The following is a 16873-nucleotide window of genomic DNA, read 5'->3' as shown; positions in this document are numbered from 1 at the left end:
CCATGCGCATCGTCCTGGAGAATGTACACAAGGTGTTCAACCAGGGGCGCCCCAACGCCCACGAGGCGATCCGCGGCGTCTCCCTGAGCATCGAGCCGAACCGGGTCACCTGTCTCAAGGGGGCCAGCGGATCGGGCAAGAGCACCCTGCTCTCCATGATCGGCTGCCTGTCGCGGCCCACCGCGGGACGTATTCACCTGGGCGAGCGCCTGCTCTCCGGCCTGCCGGAGCGCTTTCTCACCGATATCCGCCGTCACACCTTCGGCTTCATCTTCCAGCAGTTCAACCTGATCAGCGGCCTGAGCGTGCTGGAGAACATCATGCTGCCGGCCTATCCCCTGGCGCCCGACCACCGGCAACTCACCGCCACGGCGAGCGCGCTGCTGGACCGCTTCGGCCTGGCGCACAAGGCGCGCAACCCGGTGCAGTGGCTGTCCGGCGGCGAGGCACAGCGGGTCGCCATCTGCCGCGCCCTGATCAACGATCCGCGGATCCTGATCGCCGACGAGCCGACCGCCAACCTTGACACCCGGCTCTCCCGCGACTTCATGGAACAGATCCGCCGGCTGCGCGAGTCCGGCCGGACGGTGCTGATCACCAGCCACGACCCGGTGGTGTTCGACTCACCGGTGGTGGAGCGGGTGATCGAGCTGTGCGACGGTCAGGTGGTGGGAGGCTGACCATGCTGCTCAACCCGGCAACCATGGTGCTGATCCTGGTCTCCGGCGTGGTGCTGTCGATGCTGCTGCTCGCCGCCGGTTTCGCCATTCAGCTGCTGCGCCACTGGGATATCAGCAGCGGCAGCGAACGGCAACTCCGGCTGGAGCGGCGCACCTACCTGATCTCCACCCTGTTGGCCTGGGCGTTCGCCGCCGAGCTGGTGTCGCTGCTGCTGTTCGTCTACAACGCCGAGGCGATGTCGGGTCAGTTCGTCGGTGCCATGTGCGCCACCGGGGTGCTGAACGTCAATGCCTGGGGTTGGCCGACGCTGCTGCTGAAGATCGCCATTTTCTTCAGCGGCGCCAGCTGGCTGATCCTGAACGCGCTGGACAACCGCGGCTATGACTACCCGCTGGTCCGCCTCAAGTATCGCCTGCTGTTGCTTATCGTACCCCTTGTGGCAGTGGAGACTGGGCTGCAGCTGCGTTATTTCCTGGAACTGCGCCCGGATGTCATCACCTCCTGTTGCGGCTCGCTGTTCTCCGCCAATGCCCGGGGCGTGGCCGGGGAGGTGGCCGCGCTCTCCCCGGCGCTGGCGGTGTGGGGCCTGGCGCTGTCCGGGGTGCTGGTGCTCGCCGCCGGCCTGCGCTTCCAGCGCACCCGCCGCGGCGGTCCGCTGTTCGGCCTGCTGGCGCTGCTGGCGTTCGGCATCGCCCTGGCGGCCATCGTGTCGGTGATCTCCCCCTACATCTACGCCCACCCCGAGCATCACTGCCCGTTCTGCATCCTCAAGTCCGGGCACGGCTTTGCCGGCTATCTGCTCTATATCCCGCTGTTCGCCGCCACCGCCTGGGCTCTGGGGGTGGCGGTGGTGGCGCCCTGGCGGCACATCCCCAGCCTGGACGCGGCGGTGGCGGACGGCGCGAGCCGGCTGGTGCGCCGCTCGCTGGGCATGTTCCTGCTGTTCTATCTGGCGGCCGGCTGGTTCGTCTACAGCTCGCCCCTGGTGATGCAGGGGGTGTGGTGGTGACGCGCTGGTTGTCGTGGCTGCTGTTGCCGCTGTTGCTGACCGCCTGTGATGCCACGGACCAACCACTGGCTATCGGACAGGAGGTGCCCGCGGTCGATCTGGTGCGGTTCGCGGGAGGGGGCGTGCAGTTTCCGGTGGCCTATCGGGGGCGCGTGCTGCTGATCCACTTCTGGGCCGACTGGTGTGCGCTCTGCCGGGAGGAGCTGCAGGAATCCGAGCCGCTCTATCGGCGCTACCGAGACCGGGGGCTGGAGGTCCTAGCCATTAATCTGCAGCAGCCCCGTGAAACGGTCCGCGCCTACCTGGCGGGTCTGGATATCAGTTACCCGGTATTGCTCGATAGCGGTGGCGAAATGTCCAGGCGCTACGGCGTCTCGGCGCTGCCGGTTATCTATCTCCTCGACCGGCGTGGCCGATTGCATGCGCGGATGCTGGGTGGCGCGTCCCCGGATCAGCTGGAACGACTCATCAGGAGTCTGATGTAAACGTATCAAGGGCCGGTCCGACCTGCGGTTTGGGTCCGGCGTTGTCAGATAACACCGCAGAGTTAGCGATTGATAGGGAGAGACGTAATGTGTGAAGAGAAGATGCTGGATCGACGTGGCGTGTTGAAACTGCTGGCGGTGGCCGGTCTCGGCAGCCTGGCGGGGCCGGTGGTTGCCGGTCCCGGTGTCGGCGCCATGGTGCCGGGCAAAGGTTGGGTGAAAGCGTCCGGCGAGGCGTGTCAGGGGGACGGCACGCCGCTGCAGTTTATCCCGAAGCGGGCACCGGACGCCGCTCCGCTGGAGAACGAACTGGAGAAGTATCCCGCCTGTCCCTACTGCGGCATGAACCGCACCCAGTGGCAGCACAGCCGCCACCTGGTGCAGTATGACGACGACCTGGTGGACGGCACCTGCTCCATCCACTGCCTGGCCATCAGCCTGTCGCTCAATCTCGATCGCGGTCCCAAGGCGATCTATGCCGCGGATTTTGGTGCGGCCGAAAAAGTCAAACCGTTGGTCAATGTGGATGCGGCGACTTATCTGCTCGGCTCAAAACTCAAGGGCACCATGACTGCGAGTAGCAAGATGGCATTCGCTTCGGCGGAGGCGGCGCGGGCGGCCCAGGCGGAGCAGGGTGGGGAGTTGGCCTCGTTCGACGAAGGGCTGAAGGCGGCCTACCTTGGCATGGCGCAGGATACGTTGATGATCCGCAAGCGCCGGGCAGAGAAGGTCAGGAAGATGATGCAGATGAAAAAGAGTGGCGGCTGAAGCAGTGCGCCCGCGGCGGCCGGTTGTGACCGGCTGCCGCGCCAACCGGTAAGTGGGGAAGTGTCTTGAAGCAGACGTCGAAAATTCTGGTAAGCGTGCTCCTGCTGCTGGGTGTGCCGCCCGTGCTGTCGGGGCCGGTGGAGATAGCGCCGCCCCGGGCGGACGACACCTGCCCGGTGTGCGGCATGTTCGTCGCCAAGTATCCGGCCTGGGTGGCCAGCGTGCGCTATCGCGACGGTCACCTGCACCATTTCGACGGCGCCAAGGACCTGTTCAAGTATCTGCTGGACCTGGCGCGTTGGGCGCCGGGACACCGCAGCGAGGAGATCGACACCATCGGTGTGACCGAGTACTACACCCTGGGCCGCATCGATGCCGGGTCGGCCTGGTACGTGATCGGCTCGGACGTGCTCGGTCCGATGGGGCACGAGCTGATCCCGCTGGAGACGCGGGAGGACGCCGAGGAGTTCCTGCGCGATCACCGCGGGGTTAGGATCCTGCGCCGGGATGAGGTGACGGCGGAGCTGCTGGAGAGGCTCGACCGCGGGGTGTTCGAGTAGGTCTGGCCCGGCAGGGGACGGCGGGCGTGGTCGAATCCGGCCGCGGTGCCGGCTACCGGGGCAGGGCGGCGTAGAGCCCGGTCACCTCGTTCATCTGCAGCAGGATCTTGTCCAGCATGCGCACCGCCAGCCCCGGCACGAACTCGCCCTCGCCCATGCGGTTGCTCAACTTGTACAGGCCCCAGTTCTGTCTCACCTGGTCGAGGATCCGGCCGATCTCCGGGGTGTTCTCGTTGGCATAGCTCAGCTCTTGCAGGGCGTTGTCGAACTGCTCGGTGGCGGCCTGGTAGTCCTGGCGGTAGAGCTCATCGTCGAACTTCCAGCTCATCAGCATGTAGAGGTTGCCCATGCGTTGGCTGAGCATGCGCTGGCGGCCGGCGATATTGACCAGGTGGCCCTGCTGGGTGCCGGACTGGTCGGTCAGGATCAGCACCACCTGGTGGGCGGCCGCCAGCAGCTGTTCGGCATTGGCCCTCAGCTCCTCGGCCTTCTCCCGCTGTACCGGACCGCTGGCGATGGCCTTGACCGGTTTCCAGAGCTGCTCCACCAGGGCGAGTCCACGCTGGGTCTCCGGGTCCTGGCTGAACCCCTTGAGCATGTTGAGCTGCTGTTCGAACAGGATGATCGACCCCTTGAGGTGGCCCTTGGCTACCCGGTAGCGGACATCCTGTCCCATCTGCAGGTAGGACTTGACGATGCGCTGGCTGAGCATACGCTGGCGCCCGGCGATATTGATCGCCTCCGCCAGGTTGATCTGCGTGGCGGCCTGGGCCAGCGGCAGCTGGCACAGCAGGATCAGCAGTCCGTATACCACGGTCCGTACGCCTTTCATGATCATCTATCTGACTCTCCGGATCTGTCGCGAATTAAATTTATATCGCCTTCCCTGCCGACAACGCAAGCCGTGATGGGCTTGCACCATGGGGTGATTGCCGGTTCTGCGTGGTCGGTCACCCTGACAACGCCCCTTAGTTGCCGTACAGGCGGATGCTGCCGATGGCGAAGTCCCCCACCTGGTTGCGGATGGCGAGTTGGCTGAAGGGGTGGCGGAAGGAGTGGTCGCTGACCTGGAGCAGGGGCTGCTCGTCCAGGAGCAGTTCGATCCGGCCGTTGGGGCCGCGGCGCCATTCGATGGCGTGGGTCCGACCGTCGCCTATATTATCCAGTTCCAGGCGTTCGATCACCCGGGTGCGGCCGTTGAGCCGGCTCAGCAGCTCAAGGCTACCGCGCTCGCCCAGCATCAGCACCAGCCGGTAGCCGGTATCACCCAGTTCCCCCTGGTCGAGACTGAACTCGATCTGCCCGGCCTCGCTCGGTGGATTGTGCGCGGATAGCTCGATCTGCAGGTCGAAGACCGGGGGGACCGGCAATGGCAAGCGGATCTCGGCCGGTTGGTGGGGCTGTTCGCGGGATTCCTCGCGGCGCTCTTCCCGGCCTCGGCTGTCGTTGTCGCCACGTAGCGCATCCTGCAGCAGGGCCCCCAGCAACGCCTTGCCCAGGTCCTGCTTCTGTTCCGCTTTTTTCGGTGGTTGCGCCGGGTCGCTGGCCGCCTCACTGCGCGAACGCAGCCCCAGCCGGCTGTCCACCCAGAAGCGGCCGGAGTGCACCTGCCAGCGGGGATTCTGGTCATAGTCGCCGTCCGCGAAGTCCTCGCTCAGCAGTTCATTGCGCCAGGGCCAGTCGTGGCGGCTGACCAGTTCCTCCAGTTCGTTCAGCAGCCAGCGATCGGCCGCCCGCTGCTGGCGGGCCCGCTCGGTCAGTTCGCGCAGCTGGTCGACCAGGCCCTGCAGTTCCTGGTTATCCGACCCGGCGGTGTAGGCCGAGGGTGCGGCGAACAACAGGCTCAGGCAGGCAAAGGTGGCAATAATTCGCATCGGGGACGTTCTCCTTAGTTGTTGATTTTCAGACCGGTTCTGAAAGTACCAAGTCCGGTATCCCGGGTGATCAACCCCTTAGCGTCCATAATTCCCCATCCCTGAGCCGTTCGGTGTCATAAGCGGATTTTTCGCAACCGGGAGCGGATTCTTTCAAGCGGATAGCGACGCTCTGCCCGCTTGGTGTTAAAATATCCCATTTTTTCCCGGCGGAGATGGCTGACATGTTCAGTAAAGATATGCAGATCGGTGGTTATGATGACGAGCTCTGGGCGGCGATCCAGGCGGAGGAGACCCGGCAGGAGGAGCATATAGAGCTGATCGCCTCGGAAAATTACACCAGCCCGCGGGTGATGCAGGCCCAGGGCAGCGTGCTGACCAACAAGTATGCCGAAGGCTATCCCGGCAAGCGCTACTACGGTGGCTGCGAGTATGTGGATATCGCCGAGCAGCTGGCCATCGACCGCGCCAAGGCGCTGTTCGGCGCCGACTACGCCAACGTCCAGCCGCACTCCGGTTCCCAGGCCAATGCCGCCGTCTACATGGCCCTGTGTGAGCCGGGCGACACCGTGCTGGGCATGAGCCTGGCCCACGGCGGCCACCTGACCCACGGCGCCAAGCCCAACTTCTCCGGCAAGCTGTACAACGCCGTCCAGTACGGACTCGATGCGGCCACCGGCGAGATCGACTACGCCGAGGTGGAGCGCCTGGCCCGTGAGCACAAGCCGAAAATGATCGTGGCCGGCTTCTCCGCCTACTCGCGGGTGGTCGACTGGCAGCGCTTCCGTGCCATCGCCGATGAGGTGGGCGCCTATCTGTTTGTCGACATGGCCCATGTCGCCGGTCTGATCGCCGCCGGCCTCTACCCGAGTCCGGTGCAGATCGCCGATGTCACCGCCACCACCACTCACAAGACCCTGCGCGGTCCGCGCGGCGGCCTGATCCTGGCCAAGGCCAACCCGGAGATCGAGAAGAAGCTCAACTCGCTGGTCTTCCCCGGCACCCAGGGCGGTCCACTGATGCACGTGATCGCCGCCAAGGCGGTGGCCTTCAAAGAGGCGATGGAGCCGGAGTTCAAGGCCTATCAGCAGCAGGTGATCGACAATGCCCAGGCGATGGCCAGCGTGTTCATCGAACGCGGCTACGACGTGGTCTCCGGCGGCACCAACGACCACCTGTTCCTGGTCAGCTTCATCCAGGCCGGCCTCACCGGCAAGGATGTGGATGCCTGGCTGGGGGAGGCCAATATCACGGTCAACAAGAACGCCGTGCCCAACGATCCGCAGTCGCCCTTCGTCACCAGCGGCATCCGTGTCGGTACCCCGGCTCTGACCACCCGCGGCGTCGGCGAGGCCGAGGCCAGGACCCTGGCGGGCTGGATGTGCGACGTGATCGATGCCCGCGGCGACCAGGCGGCCATCGACCGGGTCAAGGCCCAGGTGCTGGATCTGTGCAAGCGGCATCCGGTCTATCGGTAAGCATGCGCCCGGACCAAGGGTGAACGCTCCGCTGTCATTGTGAAGTGGAGCCGATGGGATGTAGGGTGGGTTAGGCGCGCCCTGCGCAGCGGGTGGCCGGTTGCATTGCACCGTGCGCGCGCCGTAACCCACCGTTTGGCAGGTTGAGATGGATTGAAAAAATGGTGGGTTACGCGGCGCCCGGGTATTGTCGTGGTCTGGAAGTGGGGTGCCTGTGCGTCGCTAACCCACCCTACGCAACCGGGCAAATCTGGGATCAATGGCCCAGGGCCAAGTTTTTCATGCGCTTTCTGGAAAGATCAGGTTAAATCATGCGATGCCCTTTCTGCGGTGCCCAGGATACCAAGGTGGTGGATTCCCGACTGTTCGGGGATGGGGACCAGGTGCGTCGACGGCGCGAATGCGCCATCTGCAAGGAGCGCTTCACCACCTACGAAACGGCGGAACTGACCCTGCCGATGCTGATCAAGCAGGATGGCAGCCGGGTCCCGTTCGATGGCCGCAAGCTCGCCTCCGGCATGTCCCGTGCCCTGGAGAAACGCCCGGTCAGCGCCGAGCAGGTGGAGGAGGCGATCGGCCACATTCGTCGCAAGCTGCTGGCCCATGGCGAGCGCGAGGTGCCATCGCGGCAGATCGGCGAGTGGGTGATGGAGGAGCTGCGGGCCCTGGACCAGGTGGCCTATGTGCGCTTCGCCTCGGTGTATCGCAGTTTCGAGGACGTGAACGCCTTCCGCGAGGAGATCGAACGGCTGGAGAAGCAGCTGCCGCCGGACGTGCGCCGCGATCAGCTGGACCTGCTCAACGGCAACAAAGACGATGACGGCTGAAGACCACTACTACATGGCCCGGGCCATCCGCCTGGCCGAACAGGGTCTTTACACCACCCATCCCAATCCCCGGGTCGGCTGCGTGCTGGTGCGTGACGGCGTGATCGTCGGCGAGGGTTTTCACCACCGCGCCGGCGAACCCCACGCCGAACGCAACGCCCTGGCCGAAGCCGGGGAGCGGGCACGCGGCGCCACTGCCTACGTGACCCTGGAACCCTGCTGTCATCACGGTCGCACCCCGCCCTGTAGCGACGGCCTGATCGAAGCCGGCGTGGTGCGGGTGGTGGTGGCCATGACCGACCCCAATCCACGGGTGGCCGGCCAGGGCATCGCCCAGCTGCAGGCGGCCGGCATCCGGGTCGATCAGGGGGTGATGACGGCCCAGGCGCAGGCCCTCAATCCCGGTTTCATCGCCCGCATGAGTCGCGGTCGGCCCTTTGTGCGCTGCAAGCTGGCGATGAGCCTGGACGGGCGTACCGCCATGGCCAGCGGCGAGAGCAAGTGGATAACCAGCGAGGCGGCGCGGCTGGATGTGCAGCGGCTGCGCGCGCGCAGCGATGCCATCGTCACCGGCATCGGCACGGTACGGGCCGATGACCCCTCGATGAACGTGCGCCTGCGTGCCGCCGAACTGCCGGGGGTGGTCTCGGACGACTACCTGCCGCAGCCGCTGCGGGTGGTGCTGGATCCCGATCTGCAGCTGTCCCCCACTGCGCGGATGCTGAGCCTGCCGGGGCCGACCCTGGTGATCAGCGTGACCGATGATGAGAGCAGAAGGCAGGCGCTGGAGGCGGCTGGGGCCGAGGTGATCCAACTGCCGCGTCGCGGCTTGGGGATCGACCTGGAGCGGCTGATGGAGACGCTGGCCCAGCGCGGCATCAACGAGGTGCTGATCGAATCCGGTCCCACCCTGGCCGGGGCGGCGGTGGCGGCCGGGGTGGTGGACGAACTGACCATCTATGCGGCGCCGATCCTGATGGGCAGCGATGCCCGGGGGCTGCTCAATCTGCCGGCCCTGACCGAAATGAAAGACCGCATCGCCCTGGAGATCGAGGATCTGCGCATGGTCGGGCCCGATCTGCGCATCCGGGTGAAACCCACACGAGCCATCAAGGTGGAGAGCTGATGTTTACAGGCATTATCCAGGCCGTCGGTACCCTGGCCGGTCGCGAACTCCGCGGCGGTGATCTGCGCCTGGCGATTCGCGTTGGCCGGTTGCCCCTGGCCGATGTGCGGCTCGGCGACAGCATCGCCACCAACGGCGTCTGCCTGACGGTGGTCGAACTGACCGGCGACGGTTACCTGGCCGACGTGTCGCGCGAGACCCTGGCGCTGAGCACCCTGTCCGAGCTGGCGGTGGGCAGCCGGGTCAACCTGGAGAAGGCGCTGACCCTGAGCACCCCGCTGGGCGGCCACCTGGTGAGCGGCCACGTGGACGGGGTGGGGACCATCCTGGAGCGGCGCGAAGAGGCGCGCTCGATCCGCTTGCTGGTGGAGGCGCCGCCGGCACTGGCCCGCTATATCGCCCAAAAGGGCTCGATCTGCGTCGACGGCGCCAGCCTCACGGTGAACGCGGTGGATGGCCACCGCTTCGATCTGAATATCGTCCCCCACACCCGGCAGGAGACCATCACCGCCGACTACCGCCCGGGTAGCCGGGTCAACCTGGAGGTGGACCTGGTGGCGCGCTACCTGGAGCGGTTGCTGCTGGGCGAGCGGGCGGCGCAGCCGGCCACGCCCGAATCCGGTGTGACGATGGCGTTGCTGGCGGAGCGGGGGTTTTTGCGCTAATTGGAGACCGTTCCCGCGAAAGTCTGGGGTCGGAGTCAAGCCGCCCGGGTTGCTTCCATTTACCATGCTTCCTTGCCGTGGCTTGACTCCGACCCCTGAGGGCGCTGCGATCATCCCCTCGTTCCACGCTCCGCGTGGGAATGCATACCCACCGTTTGACGGCCGTGGATGGGTTGGGATAAGCGGCTCCCGGGTTTCGTCATGGCCTGGAATGCACAGGTGGACTTGATGGCCAGGCCGTAGGTTGGGGTGAGCCTGTGAACCCCAACGGGGTTTCATGCGTGTGCGCCATGATGTTGGGGTTCGTTCCTCACCCCAACCTACGGGCTGACGCCTCGCAAATGGGGAGCAGACCCTATATGAGGCGTGGTACCAGGATGTACCATTTACGGGGGTGAGGAGGGCATAAGCTCAGCGCATCCGCCGATCAGATTTTTAATGTCTTGGGAGATTCCCCCGGCTTTGTTACACTTTTCCGCTGTTTTCGGTGCTTTGAGGCACGGTAGTAATTATGGCTTTTAATACGACAGAAGAGATTATCGAGGATCTGCGCCAGGGCAAGATGGTGATCATCATGGACGATGAGGATCGCGAGAACGAGGGCGACCTGCTGATGGCAGCCGAGGCGGTGACGCCCGAGGCGATCAACTTCATGGCCCGATTCGGGCGCGGACTGATCTGCCTGACCCTGACCAAGGAGCGCTGCCAGCAGTTACGGCTGCCGCTGATGGTGGGGATCAACGAGTCCCAGCACGCCACCAACTTCACCGTCTCCATCGAGGCGGCCGAGGGAGTCACCACCGGCATCTCCGCGGCGGATCGCGCCACCACGGTGCTGGCGGCGGTGAAGGAGGCGGCGATGCCCCAGGACCTGGTGCAGCCCGGCCACATCTTCCCGCTGATGGCCCAGCCCGGCGGCGTGCTGGTGCGCGCCGGACACACCGAGGCCGGTTGCGACCTGGCCCGGCTGGCCGGTTTCAGCCCGGCGGCGGCGATTGTCGAGATCCTCAACGAGGACGGCAGCATGGCGCGCCGGCCCGACCTGGAGAAGTTTGCCGAGCAGCACGACCTGAAGATCGGCACCATCGCCGACCTGATCCATTACCGGGTCAGTAATGAAAAGACCATCGAACGGGTCAGCGAGTGCACCCTGCCGACCGAGTACGGCGATTTCCGCCTGGTGGCCTATCAGGATTGTGTCGATCCCGAACTGCATCTGGCCCTGGTGATGGGCGAGGTGGACCCGGGCCAGCCGGTGCTGGTGCGGGTACACATGCAGAACACCCTGTGCGACCTGTTCTCGACCAGCCATGCCGGTTGCAGCTGGCCGTTGAAGAACGCCATGAAACAGATCGCCAAGGCGGGTTCGGGTATCATCGTGGTGCTGCGCAATCACGACACCACCCGGGACATGATCCAGCGCATGCGCGATTTCCATTACCACGACAGGGAGAAGAGCATGCCGGCCGGGGATAGCAAGCGCCATCTGCGCACCTACGGTATCGGCGCGCAGATCCTGTGCGACCTGGGGGTGCAGAAGATGCGCGTGCTGAGCGCGCCGAAGAGCCTGTACGCCATCTCCGGCTTCGACCTGGAGATTGTCGAGTATGTGGCTTGTGAATAGGCCGGGTCATTTTGCCCTGTTGCATAATCCAATCGGGAAGCTTCCCGCACTAAAAGGTCGTATGAAGAGATGGCTATAAAAACCATAGAGGGTTCGCTGACGATACAAAACGCGCGTTTCTGCCTGGTGGTGGCACGCTTCAACAGTTTTGTCGTCGAGAGTCTGCTGAACGGGGCGATCGACACCCTGAAGCGTCACGGTGCCAGTGACGCCGATATCACCGTGGTGCGGGTACCCGGCGCCTTCGAGATGCCGCTGGTGCTGGAACGGCTGGCGGCCAAGGGCGGTTATGACGCCATCGTCGCCCTGGGCGCGGTGATCCGTGGCGGCACCCCGCACTTCGACTTTGTTGCCGGCGAGTGCGTCAAGGGCATGGCCCAGGTGACCCTCAAACACCAGTTGCCGATCGCCTTCGGCGTACTCACGGTGGATACCATCGAGCAGGCGATCGAGCGGGCCGGCACCAAGGCCGGCAACAAGGGAGCGGAAGCAGCCATGTCCGCCATCGAGATGGTCAACGTCCTGCGCCAGCTCGACTGAATGAGCATCGACTGAATGAGCAAAAAACGAAGCCAGGCCCGGCACAACGCGGTACAGGCCATCTACCAGTGGCAGGTCGCGGGGCAGGATATCAAGGATATCCGCAATCAGTTTGTGGCCGATCGCAAGCCGGGGAGTTTTGAACTGGCCTACTTCGAGGCCCTGTTGCACGGCGTACCGGCCCACCTGGATGAGCTGGATGAATTGCTGGGGCCCTATCTCGACCGTTCCATCGAGAGCGTCGATCCGGTTGAGCGGGCGATCCTGCGCCTCGGCGCCTTCGAACTGCGCTACCAGTTGGAGGTCCCCTACAAGGTGATCATCAACGAGTCGATCGAGCTCTCCAAGGTGTTCGGCGCCGAGCAGGGTCACAAGTATGTCAACGGCGTGCTGGACAAGCTGGCGCGTCAGCTGCGTTCGGGCGAGCTGAAGAAGTAACCGGCGGGCCCGGCCCGCCCTATACACCAAGTAGGGCTTTCAATAGCCGTTTAGTTATCCCGGCCCGGTGAATAAGGAACCACGGATGGACACAGATTCACACGGATAGGCGAGCAGAATTCTGAATCCGTGTTTATCTGTGTGAATCCGTGGTTCTCCAGGGTCTCGCCCGTTAGGCCTGGTATCAATTAAGTCGTCTGTAATGCCTCACCTCTCCGGTGCCCACCAAACCACTGGAGGGGATTATGGTAAATTTATTTGCGTTCATTTGCGTTCTTTTGCGTTCATTCGCGGCTAAAAATGAATCCTTGCCAAGAGATGCCGAGGCTAAACCTCGCCAAATTCAGAATTGCTGGTAGGATGCTGGTGAGCTTGCGAACCGCATCGTTCGCGGGGTTACCGATTCGATGCGGTTCGTGCCTCACCACATCCTACGCGCCGACGGGACACAGGGTATCGCCAACAACATCATGCCGGCCTCCGAATTCCAACTGATCGAGCACTACTTCTCCCGCCTCGGCGCGCGCCGTTCAGATGTGCCGCTGGGCGTGGGGGATGACTGCGCCCTGCTGCAGGTCCCGCCGGGACAACAGCTGGCGGTCAGCATCGACAGCCTGGTGGAGGGGACCCATTTCCTGCCTGGTGTGGACGCCGAATCCCTGGGACACAAGGCGCTGGCGGTCAATCTCAGCGACCTGGCGGCGATGGGGGCAGCGCCGGCCTGGGTCACCCTGGCGCTGACCTTACCGCGGGTGGACGAGGCGTGGATCGAGGCGTTCTGCCGCGGCTTTGGCCGGCTGGCCGCCCGTTATCAGGTACAGCTGGTGGGGGGCGACACCACCCGCGGCCCCTTGAGTATCACGGTTCAGGTGCACGGCTTTGTCGAGCCGGGCCGGGCGTTGCGGCGCGATGCGGCGCGGCCGGGCGACCTGATCTACGTGACCGGCACCCTGGGCGATGCCGGGCTGGCGCTGCTCGCCCTGCAGGGCGGTTACGATGCCGGGGAACATCTGGCGGCGCTGCAGCGGCGGCTGGAGCGGCCCGAACCCCGGCTTGCCGAGGCCCTGGCGCTGCGCGACTTGGCCCGCGGCGCCATCGACATCTCCGATGGCCTGCTCGCCGACCTGGGGCATATCTGCGAACACAGCAACGTGGGCGCGACGCTCCAACAAGCGGCCATCCCCCTCTCCGCAGCGCTAGCGGCCTATGTGCGGGCAACCGCGGACTGGTCGATGCCGCTCGCCGCCGGGGACGATTACGAACTCTGCCTCATAGTCCCCGCCGACCGGCAGGCGGCGGTCGAGGCGGTGGGACAGACCCTGGATCTCCCGCTCAGCCTGATCGGCCGCATCGAGGCCGGCGGCGCTATCCACTGCCTCGATGCCGCGGGCAATCCCATCGCTGTCGCCCGCGGAGGGTATGACCATTTCCGCAACCCCTGAGCCCCGGCCCGACTGGCGCAATCCGGTCCATCTGCTGGCCTTCGGCCTCGGCTCCGGCGCGGCGCCCAAGGCACCCGGCACCTTCGGCACCCTGGCGGCGGTGCCGCTCTACCTGCTGCTGCAGCCGTTGGCCCCGCTGCCGTACCTGCTGCTGGTGTTGCTGCTGTTCCTGCTTGGCATCTGGCTGTGTGGTCGTACCTCGCGGGATCTCGGGGTGCATGACCACGGCGGTATCGTCTGGGACGAGTGGGTCGGCTTGCTGATTACGCTGTGGATGGCCCCGCCGGGCTGGTACTGGCTGCTGGCCGGCTTCTGCCTGTTCCGTTTTTTCGATATCCTCAAGCCCTGGCCTATCGGCCTGCTGGACCGGCAGGTCTCCGGCGGGCTGGGGATCATGCTGGATGACGTGCTGGCCGGGATCTACGGTTTCGTTCTCATCCAGCTGGCGGTTTATCTGCTAGGCTAAGGGCTCGCGCAAAGATAAGTTCCGGTATTCGCGCGCCACTGGACCACGTCGGCGGCGTTACGCTTTTTGGCAAGGGAACAGCCATTGCCTGCAAAGCGTGCCTTGCCGACATGGCCCAGTGACGCCCTCGGTACTGCGGAATTATTCTTGCGCGAGCCCTAAGGGCGCTGACCATCCGCGGGCACGGCCCACTCCATAGGGCTACCCTTTACCCACAAATGCCGATGAACACGCGTGTAGGATGGGTGGAGGCGCGGCACCCTTATTGACGGCTATTCGCGGCGGTCGGGCGCGCCGTAACCCATCTTCGGATGCGGATGCAGGTGCACGATGGGTTGCGCGCCGGAGCGGAAGCCGGCGGAGAGTTCATGGAGGCGCTCCACCCATCCTACGCCTGGATGCAGTCCGACCCACTTATGGGTAAAGGGCAGCCCTGGGGCACCCGGAGGGCGCCGACTTGATAAACATTCAACGGGCGGAAGCAGATCGGCCCCGCGCCATTGCGATAGAGAGAGCATCCGATGATCCGATACAGAGTGATCCGACAACTCCCCCTGGCCAGTCTCCTGCTGGGCTGCCTGCTTGCATCGACCGCTCTCCTGGCGGTGGAGAAGGTGCGGGTGATGGCGCTGTTTGCCGACAAGGCGATGCTGCAGATCGACGGCCAGCAGCGACTGCTGCGGGCCGGGCAGCGCAGCCCGGAAGGGGTGTTGCTGGTCTCGGCGGACGCCAACGGGGCGGTGATCGAGATGGATGGCCGGCGCGAACGCTACGGTCTGGGTTCCCAGGTCGGCGGTAACTTCGCCCAGCGACAGATGGCTGAGGTGAAGATCTGGGCCGACACCAAGGGCTCCTACAACACCGTGGGCAGCATCAACGGCCGCATGGTGGATATGCTGGTGGACACCGGCGCCACCAGCGTCGCCATGAGTGAAACGGAAGCGAAACGCCTGGGCATCCCCTACCGGATCAAGGGGGAGAAGACCGGGGTGCGCACCGCCTCCGGTTTTGCCCGCGCCTATGCCGTGACCCTGGATCAGGTGCAGGTGGGGGAACTGACGTTGCAGCAGGTCGAGGCGGTCGTGGTGGAGGGCAACAGCCCGCACCGGGTGCTGCTGGGCATGAGCTTTCTCGGCCGGGTGAATATGCAGCACAAGGGCAGCCTGATGGTGCTGCAGAGCAAGTTCTGACCAAGTTCGCGAGTTCGGGGTGGGTCGCTAGCGCTGTCCTGACGCCCAATCCCCGGCCGCCTCGAACAGCGTGGGTATCAGGAACGGATCATCGAAATGGCGCCGCCCGACGAAGGCGATGGCGTGGCGGCCGGCCTGGCGCATGGCCCCGGGCGAGCGGATGCCCATAGGCCAGAGGATGAACCGTTCCGGCCGTTCACTGCCCGCTACCAGGCCATAATCGGCGAACAGGCTGCGATGGCCCTCCTCCGCCGGCAGGGAGCGCAGCCGGTCATAGGGTTGTTGCGTCATGCCCAGAGCGTTCGGCCCGCCCTCCAGAGGATAGAGCCGTTCGATATAGTGGGTGACCGGGGCGATGCGAAGCACCAGGGGGCCAGGGGGCGCCGGCTGCGGCATCAGCGCTGGCTCGGTAAAGGGTTGGCGGTCCGGCCGGGGCCGTAATTGGGCCGTCGGAAAGGCCATGTAGTAGCAGCCGCAGTGATGGATGCTGTCATACAGCAAGGGTGTGCCGTCCGGCCCCAGGGTGACTCGCCAGTGCAGGCCGTCGAAGCGCCCGCCATAGATGTCGCGACTGGGGCGCGACGGGAACCAGATCAGGTAGTTGAGTTGCGGCAGTATTCGGCCCTGGAAGCGGGTATAGCTGATCAGCCGGTATTCACTGGCGCGGCGGGTATCCACCGTGGCCTCATCACCCCATTCCAGCGTGCCGATGTGGTCGGCATTGCTCGCCACATCGACCTCCCACACCGGGGCGTGGCGGACGAACAGGCGCTGTATCGTCGCCTCGCTCAATTGGGGGATCCCCAGGGCGTCATGGTCCCTCTCCGGTGTCGCGCCGGGGACGCTTTCGGGCCGGCGCGTCGACCAGCGTGTCAGCCTGCCGGTCACCACCAGCCGGTCCAACGGCAGGGCGAAACGTGCCGCGGTGTCCTGGTGCCAGTTGGCGATACGCAGCGACACAATCGGGGCGGTGACGGGATAGAGGCCGAACACCCGCCAGCTCATCACATAGTCGTCCGCCACCGCGCTGGCGGTGCGCAGCCGGCGCAGCGATTCCGGGTCCGTCAGCAGTGCCTGGCGCAGCTGTTCCCGGCAGCGCTCCAGCCGCGGCAGCTGTGACTGGGCTTCCCGGCGGAGGGCGGGATCGGGCAGGTTGTTGATCTCCAGGCGGCGGGCGACACCATCCAGTGCCGCCAGGTGATAGGTCCAGCGCTCCAGCTGATCGCTACCCGCGACCTCGTTACGGAAGGAGGCCAGGAAGCGGTCGCTGCGCAGGTAGGGGAAGCCGGGAACCCGGGTGACCCCCTGGTCGCGCCGGTCGGCGCGGTCGATCAATCGGTCGTTATCCACAAACAGCTGCAGACAGCTGGGCGGGGAGGCGCCGGTCGCATCGCCGGTCGGCGGTGCTGTGGCACAGCCCGTCAGTAGTGCAAGCAGTAGCAGGCTTAGGACCCGCGCGGCGAAGCGGGCAGGCGATGACCTGGAATGGACGCGCATGGGTCCTCCTCAAGCGATTCGGTGTTGCGGCGGCGTAAAAACCGTTACCTCAACGGGAAGTGTAGCCCCGTTGCGGTGAGAAACCCTGCATCGGGTTCTAAACAGGATGGCCCGTTGGGGTTCGCTCCACTCACCCCAACCTACGCGCTACAATTCACGATGCCCAGGGTTAGAATGCCAAGCCCGTAGGTTGGGGTGAGCCT

At 65.1% G+C, this 16873-nt stretch carries 18 protein-coding genes; 15 read left to right on the top strand and 3 right to left on the bottom strand.

Annotated elements, in window-relative coordinates:
* The first annotated feature begins 2 nt into the window (after positions 1 to 2).
* From NPX02_RS14250 to NPX02_RS14230, 5 genes are all read left to right on the top strand, one after another.
* The gene (locus tag NPX02_RS14250) at positions 3 to 680 is read left to right on the top strand and encodes an ABC transporter ATP-binding protein (protein WP_260294418.1); all 678 of its coding nucleotides are present in this window, start codon (positions 3 to 5) and stop codon (positions 678 to 680) included.
* A 2-nt stretch (positions 681 to 682) separates the two neighbouring features.
* Complete coding sequence (locus NPX02_RS14245) at positions 683 to 1690, top strand: hypothetical protein (RefSeq protein ID WP_260294417.1); 1008 nt, start codon at positions 683 to 685, stop codon at positions 1688 to 1690.
* Positions 1687 to 2175, top strand: coding sequence for a TlpA family protein disulfide reductase (locus tag NPX02_RS14240; RefSeq protein WP_260294416.1), 489 nt, complete (start codon positions 1687 to 1689; stop codon positions 2173 to 2175). Before NPX02_RS14245 ends, NPX02_RS14240 begins: the two co-directional genes overlap by 4 nt.
* 87 nt (positions 2176 to 2262) lie before the next feature.
* Positions 2263 to 2943 (top strand): nitrous oxide reductase accessory protein NosL, encoded by a 681-nt coding sequence (locus NPX02_RS14235; protein WP_260294415.1) that lies wholly within the window; start codon positions 2263 to 2265, stop codon positions 2941 to 2943.
* A 65-nt stretch (positions 2944 to 3008) separates the two neighbouring features.
* A complete protein-coding gene (locus NPX02_RS14230) occupies positions 3009 to 3503 on the top strand; it encodes a nitrous oxide reductase accessory protein NosL (protein ID WP_335342574.1) in 495 nt (164 codons plus the stop codon).
* A gap of 52 nt (positions 3504 to 3555) precedes the next feature.
* Here the strand turns inward: NPX02_RS14230 and NPX02_RS14225 are convergent, their stop codons facing one another.
* Together NPX02_RS14225 and NPX02_RS14220 are read right to left on the bottom strand one after the other, a co-directional pair.
* Positions 3556 to 4341: a type IV pili methyl-accepting chemotaxis transducer N-terminal domain-containing protein gene (locus tag NPX02_RS14225; RefSeq protein WP_260294414.1), complete on the bottom strand. Its 786-nt coding sequence runs from the start codon at positions 4339 to 4341 to the stop codon at positions 3556 to 3558.
* Between the two features lie 130 nt (positions 4342 to 4471).
* Entirely contained in the window at positions 4472 to 5377 is a 906-nt protein-coding gene (locus NPX02_RS14220) for a hypothetical protein (RefSeq protein WP_260294413.1), read from the bottom strand.
* Positions 5378 to 5601: 224 nt separating this feature from the next.
* On the opposite strand from NPX02_RS14220, the gene glyA reads away from it, so the two are divergent.
* The 10 genes from glyA (at position 5602) to NPX02_RS14170 (ending at position 15173) form a co-directional block, all read left to right on the top strand.
* Positions 5602 to 6855 (top strand): serine hydroxymethyltransferase, encoded by a 1254-nt coding sequence (glyA, locus tag NPX02_RS14215; protein WP_260294411.1) that lies wholly within the window; start codon positions 5602 to 5604, stop codon positions 6853 to 6855.
* A gap of 311 nt (positions 6856 to 7166) precedes the next feature.
* Complete coding sequence (gene nrdR, locus NPX02_RS14210; RefSeq protein ID WP_260294410.1) at positions 7167 to 7682, top strand: transcriptional regulator NrdR; 516 nt, start codon at positions 7167 to 7169, stop codon at positions 7680 to 7682.
* Positions 7672 to 8808, top strand: coding sequence for a bifunctional diaminohydroxyphosphoribosylaminopyrimidine deaminase/5-amino-6-(5-phosphoribosylamino)uracil reductase RibD (gene ribD, locus NPX02_RS14205; RefSeq protein WP_260294409.1), 1137 nt, complete (start codon positions 7672 to 7674; stop codon positions 8806 to 8808). Before nrdR ends, ribD begins: the two co-directional genes overlap by 11 nt.
* Complete coding sequence (locus tag NPX02_RS14200) at positions 8808 to 9473, top strand: riboflavin synthase (RefSeq protein ID WP_260294408.1); 666 nt, start codon at positions 8808 to 8810, stop codon at positions 9471 to 9473. Before ribD ends, NPX02_RS14200 begins: the two co-directional genes overlap by 1 nt.
* Before the next feature lie 511 nt (positions 9474 to 9984).
* A complete protein-coding gene (ribBA, locus tag NPX02_RS14195) occupies positions 9985 to 11097 on the top strand; it encodes a bifunctional 3,4-dihydroxy-2-butanone-4-phosphate synthase/GTP cyclohydrolase II (protein ID WP_260294406.1) in 1113 nt (370 codons plus the stop codon).
* Positions 11098 to 11166: 69 nt separating this feature from the next.
* On the top strand, positions 11167 to 11637 hold the full coding sequence (gene ribH, locus NPX02_RS14190) for a 6,7-dimethyl-8-ribityllumazine synthase (protein WP_260294405.1): 471 nt from the start codon (positions 11167 to 11169) through the stop codon (positions 11635 to 11637).
* A 15-nt stretch (positions 11638 to 11652) separates the two neighbouring features.
* The gene (gene nusB / locus NPX02_RS14185; protein ID WP_260294404.1) at positions 11653 to 12075 is read left to right on the top strand and encodes a transcription antitermination factor NusB; all 423 of its coding nucleotides are present in this window, start codon (positions 11653 to 11655) and stop codon (positions 12073 to 12075) included.
* Positions 12076 to 12482: 407 nt separating this feature from the next.
* The gene (gene thiL / locus NPX02_RS14180) at positions 12483 to 13517 is read left to right on the top strand and encodes a thiamine-phosphate kinase (RefSeq protein WP_335342573.1); all 1035 of its coding nucleotides are present in this window, start codon (positions 12483 to 12485) and stop codon (positions 13515 to 13517) included.
* Entirely contained in the window at positions 13495 to 13983 is a 489-nt protein-coding gene (locus NPX02_RS14175; protein ID WP_260294403.1) for a phosphatidylglycerophosphatase A family protein, read from the top strand. The genes thiL and NPX02_RS14175 overlap by 23 nt, the downstream gene beginning before the upstream one ends.
* Before the next feature lie 521 nt (positions 13984 to 14504).
* Positions 14505 to 15173, top strand: coding sequence for a retropepsin-like aspartic protease family protein (locus NPX02_RS14170; protein WP_260294402.1), 669 nt, complete (start codon positions 14505 to 14507; stop codon positions 15171 to 15173).
* A 27-nt stretch (positions 15174 to 15200) separates the two neighbouring features.
* On the opposite strand, the gene NPX02_RS14165 is transcribed toward NPX02_RS14170, so the two are convergent.
* Positions 15201 to 16670 carry a hypothetical protein gene (locus tag NPX02_RS14165; RefSeq protein ID WP_260294401.1) on the bottom strand — a complete coding sequence of 490 codons (1470 nt, stop codon included), beginning with the start codon at positions 16668 to 16670 and terminating at the stop codon, positions 15201 to 15203.
* Between the last annotated feature and the right edge of the window lie 203 nt (positions 16671 to 16873).

Origin of the sequence: Sedimenticola hydrogenitrophicus (assembly GCF_025175675.1) — a bacterium.
Lineage (GTDB): Bacteria > Pseudomonadota > Gammaproteobacteria > Chromatiales > Chromatiaceae > Sedimenticola > Sedimenticola hydrogenitrophicus.
Note: the sequence above shows the minus strand (reverse complement) of the source record. Positions and strands in the feature narration are given on the sequence as shown.

What these genes read in the sequence shown, in the direction of transcription:
- thiL (WP_335342573.1), top strand. Translation starts at nt 12,483, where the DNA reads ATGCGGTTCGTGCCTCACCACATCCTACGCGCCGACGGGACACAGGGT.
- nusB (WP_260294404.1), top strand. Translation starts at nt 11,653, where the DNA reads ATGAGCAAAAAACGAAGCCAGGCCCGGCACAACGCGGTACAGGCCATC.
- NPX02_RS14200 (WP_260294408.1), top strand. Translation starts at nt 8,808, where the DNA reads ATGTTTACAGGCATTATCCAGGCCGTCGGTACCCTGGCCGGTCGCGAA.
- ribD (WP_260294409.1), top strand. Translation starts at nt 7,672, where the DNA reads ATGACGGCTGAAGACCACTACTACATGGCCCGGGCCATCCGCCTGGCC.
- NPX02_RS14165 (WP_260294401.1), bottom strand. Translation starts at nt 16,670, where the DNA reads ATGCGCGTCCATTCCAGGTCATCGCCTGCCCGCTTCGCCGCGCGGGTC.
- NPX02_RS14250 (WP_260294418.1), top strand. Translation starts at nt 3, where the DNA reads ATGCGCATCGTCCTGGAGAATGTACACAAGGTGTTCAACCAGGGGCGC.
- nrdR (WP_260294410.1), top strand. Translation starts at nt 7,167, where the DNA reads ATGCGATGCCCTTTCTGCGGTGCCCAGGATACCAAGGTGGTGGATTCC.
- glyA (WP_260294411.1), top strand. Translation starts at nt 5,602, where the DNA reads ATGTTCAGTAAAGATATGCAGATCGGTGGTTATGATGACGAGCTCTGG.
- NPX02_RS14245 (WP_260294417.1), top strand. Translation starts at nt 683, where the DNA reads ATGCTGCTCAACCCGGCAACCATGGTGCTGATCCTGGTCTCCGGCGTG.
- NPX02_RS14235 (WP_260294415.1), top strand. Translation starts at nt 2,263, where the DNA reads ATGTGTGAAGAGAAGATGCTGGATCGACGTGGCGTGTTGAAACTGCTG.
- NPX02_RS14220 (WP_260294413.1), bottom strand. Translation starts at nt 5,377, where the DNA reads ATGCGAATTATTGCCACCTTTGCCTGCCTGAGCCTGTTGTTCGCCGCA.
- NPX02_RS14170 (WP_260294402.1), top strand. Translation starts at nt 14,505, where the DNA reads ATGATCCGATACAGAGTGATCCGACAACTCCCCCTGGCCAGTCTCCTG.
- ribBA (WP_260294406.1), top strand. Translation starts at nt 9,985, where the DNA reads ATGGCTTTTAATACGACAGAAGAGATTATCGAGGATCTGCGCCAGGGC.
- NPX02_RS14175 (WP_260294403.1), top strand. Translation starts at nt 13,495, where the DNA reads ATGACCATTTCCGCAACCCCTGAGCCCCGGCCCGACTGGCGCAATCCG.
- NPX02_RS14225 (WP_260294414.1), bottom strand. Translation starts at nt 4,341, where the DNA reads ATGATCATGAAAGGCGTACGGACCGTGGTATACGGACTGCTGATCCTG.
- ribH (WP_260294405.1), top strand. Translation starts at nt 11,167, where the DNA reads ATGGCTATAAAAACCATAGAGGGTTCGCTGACGATACAAAACGCGCGT.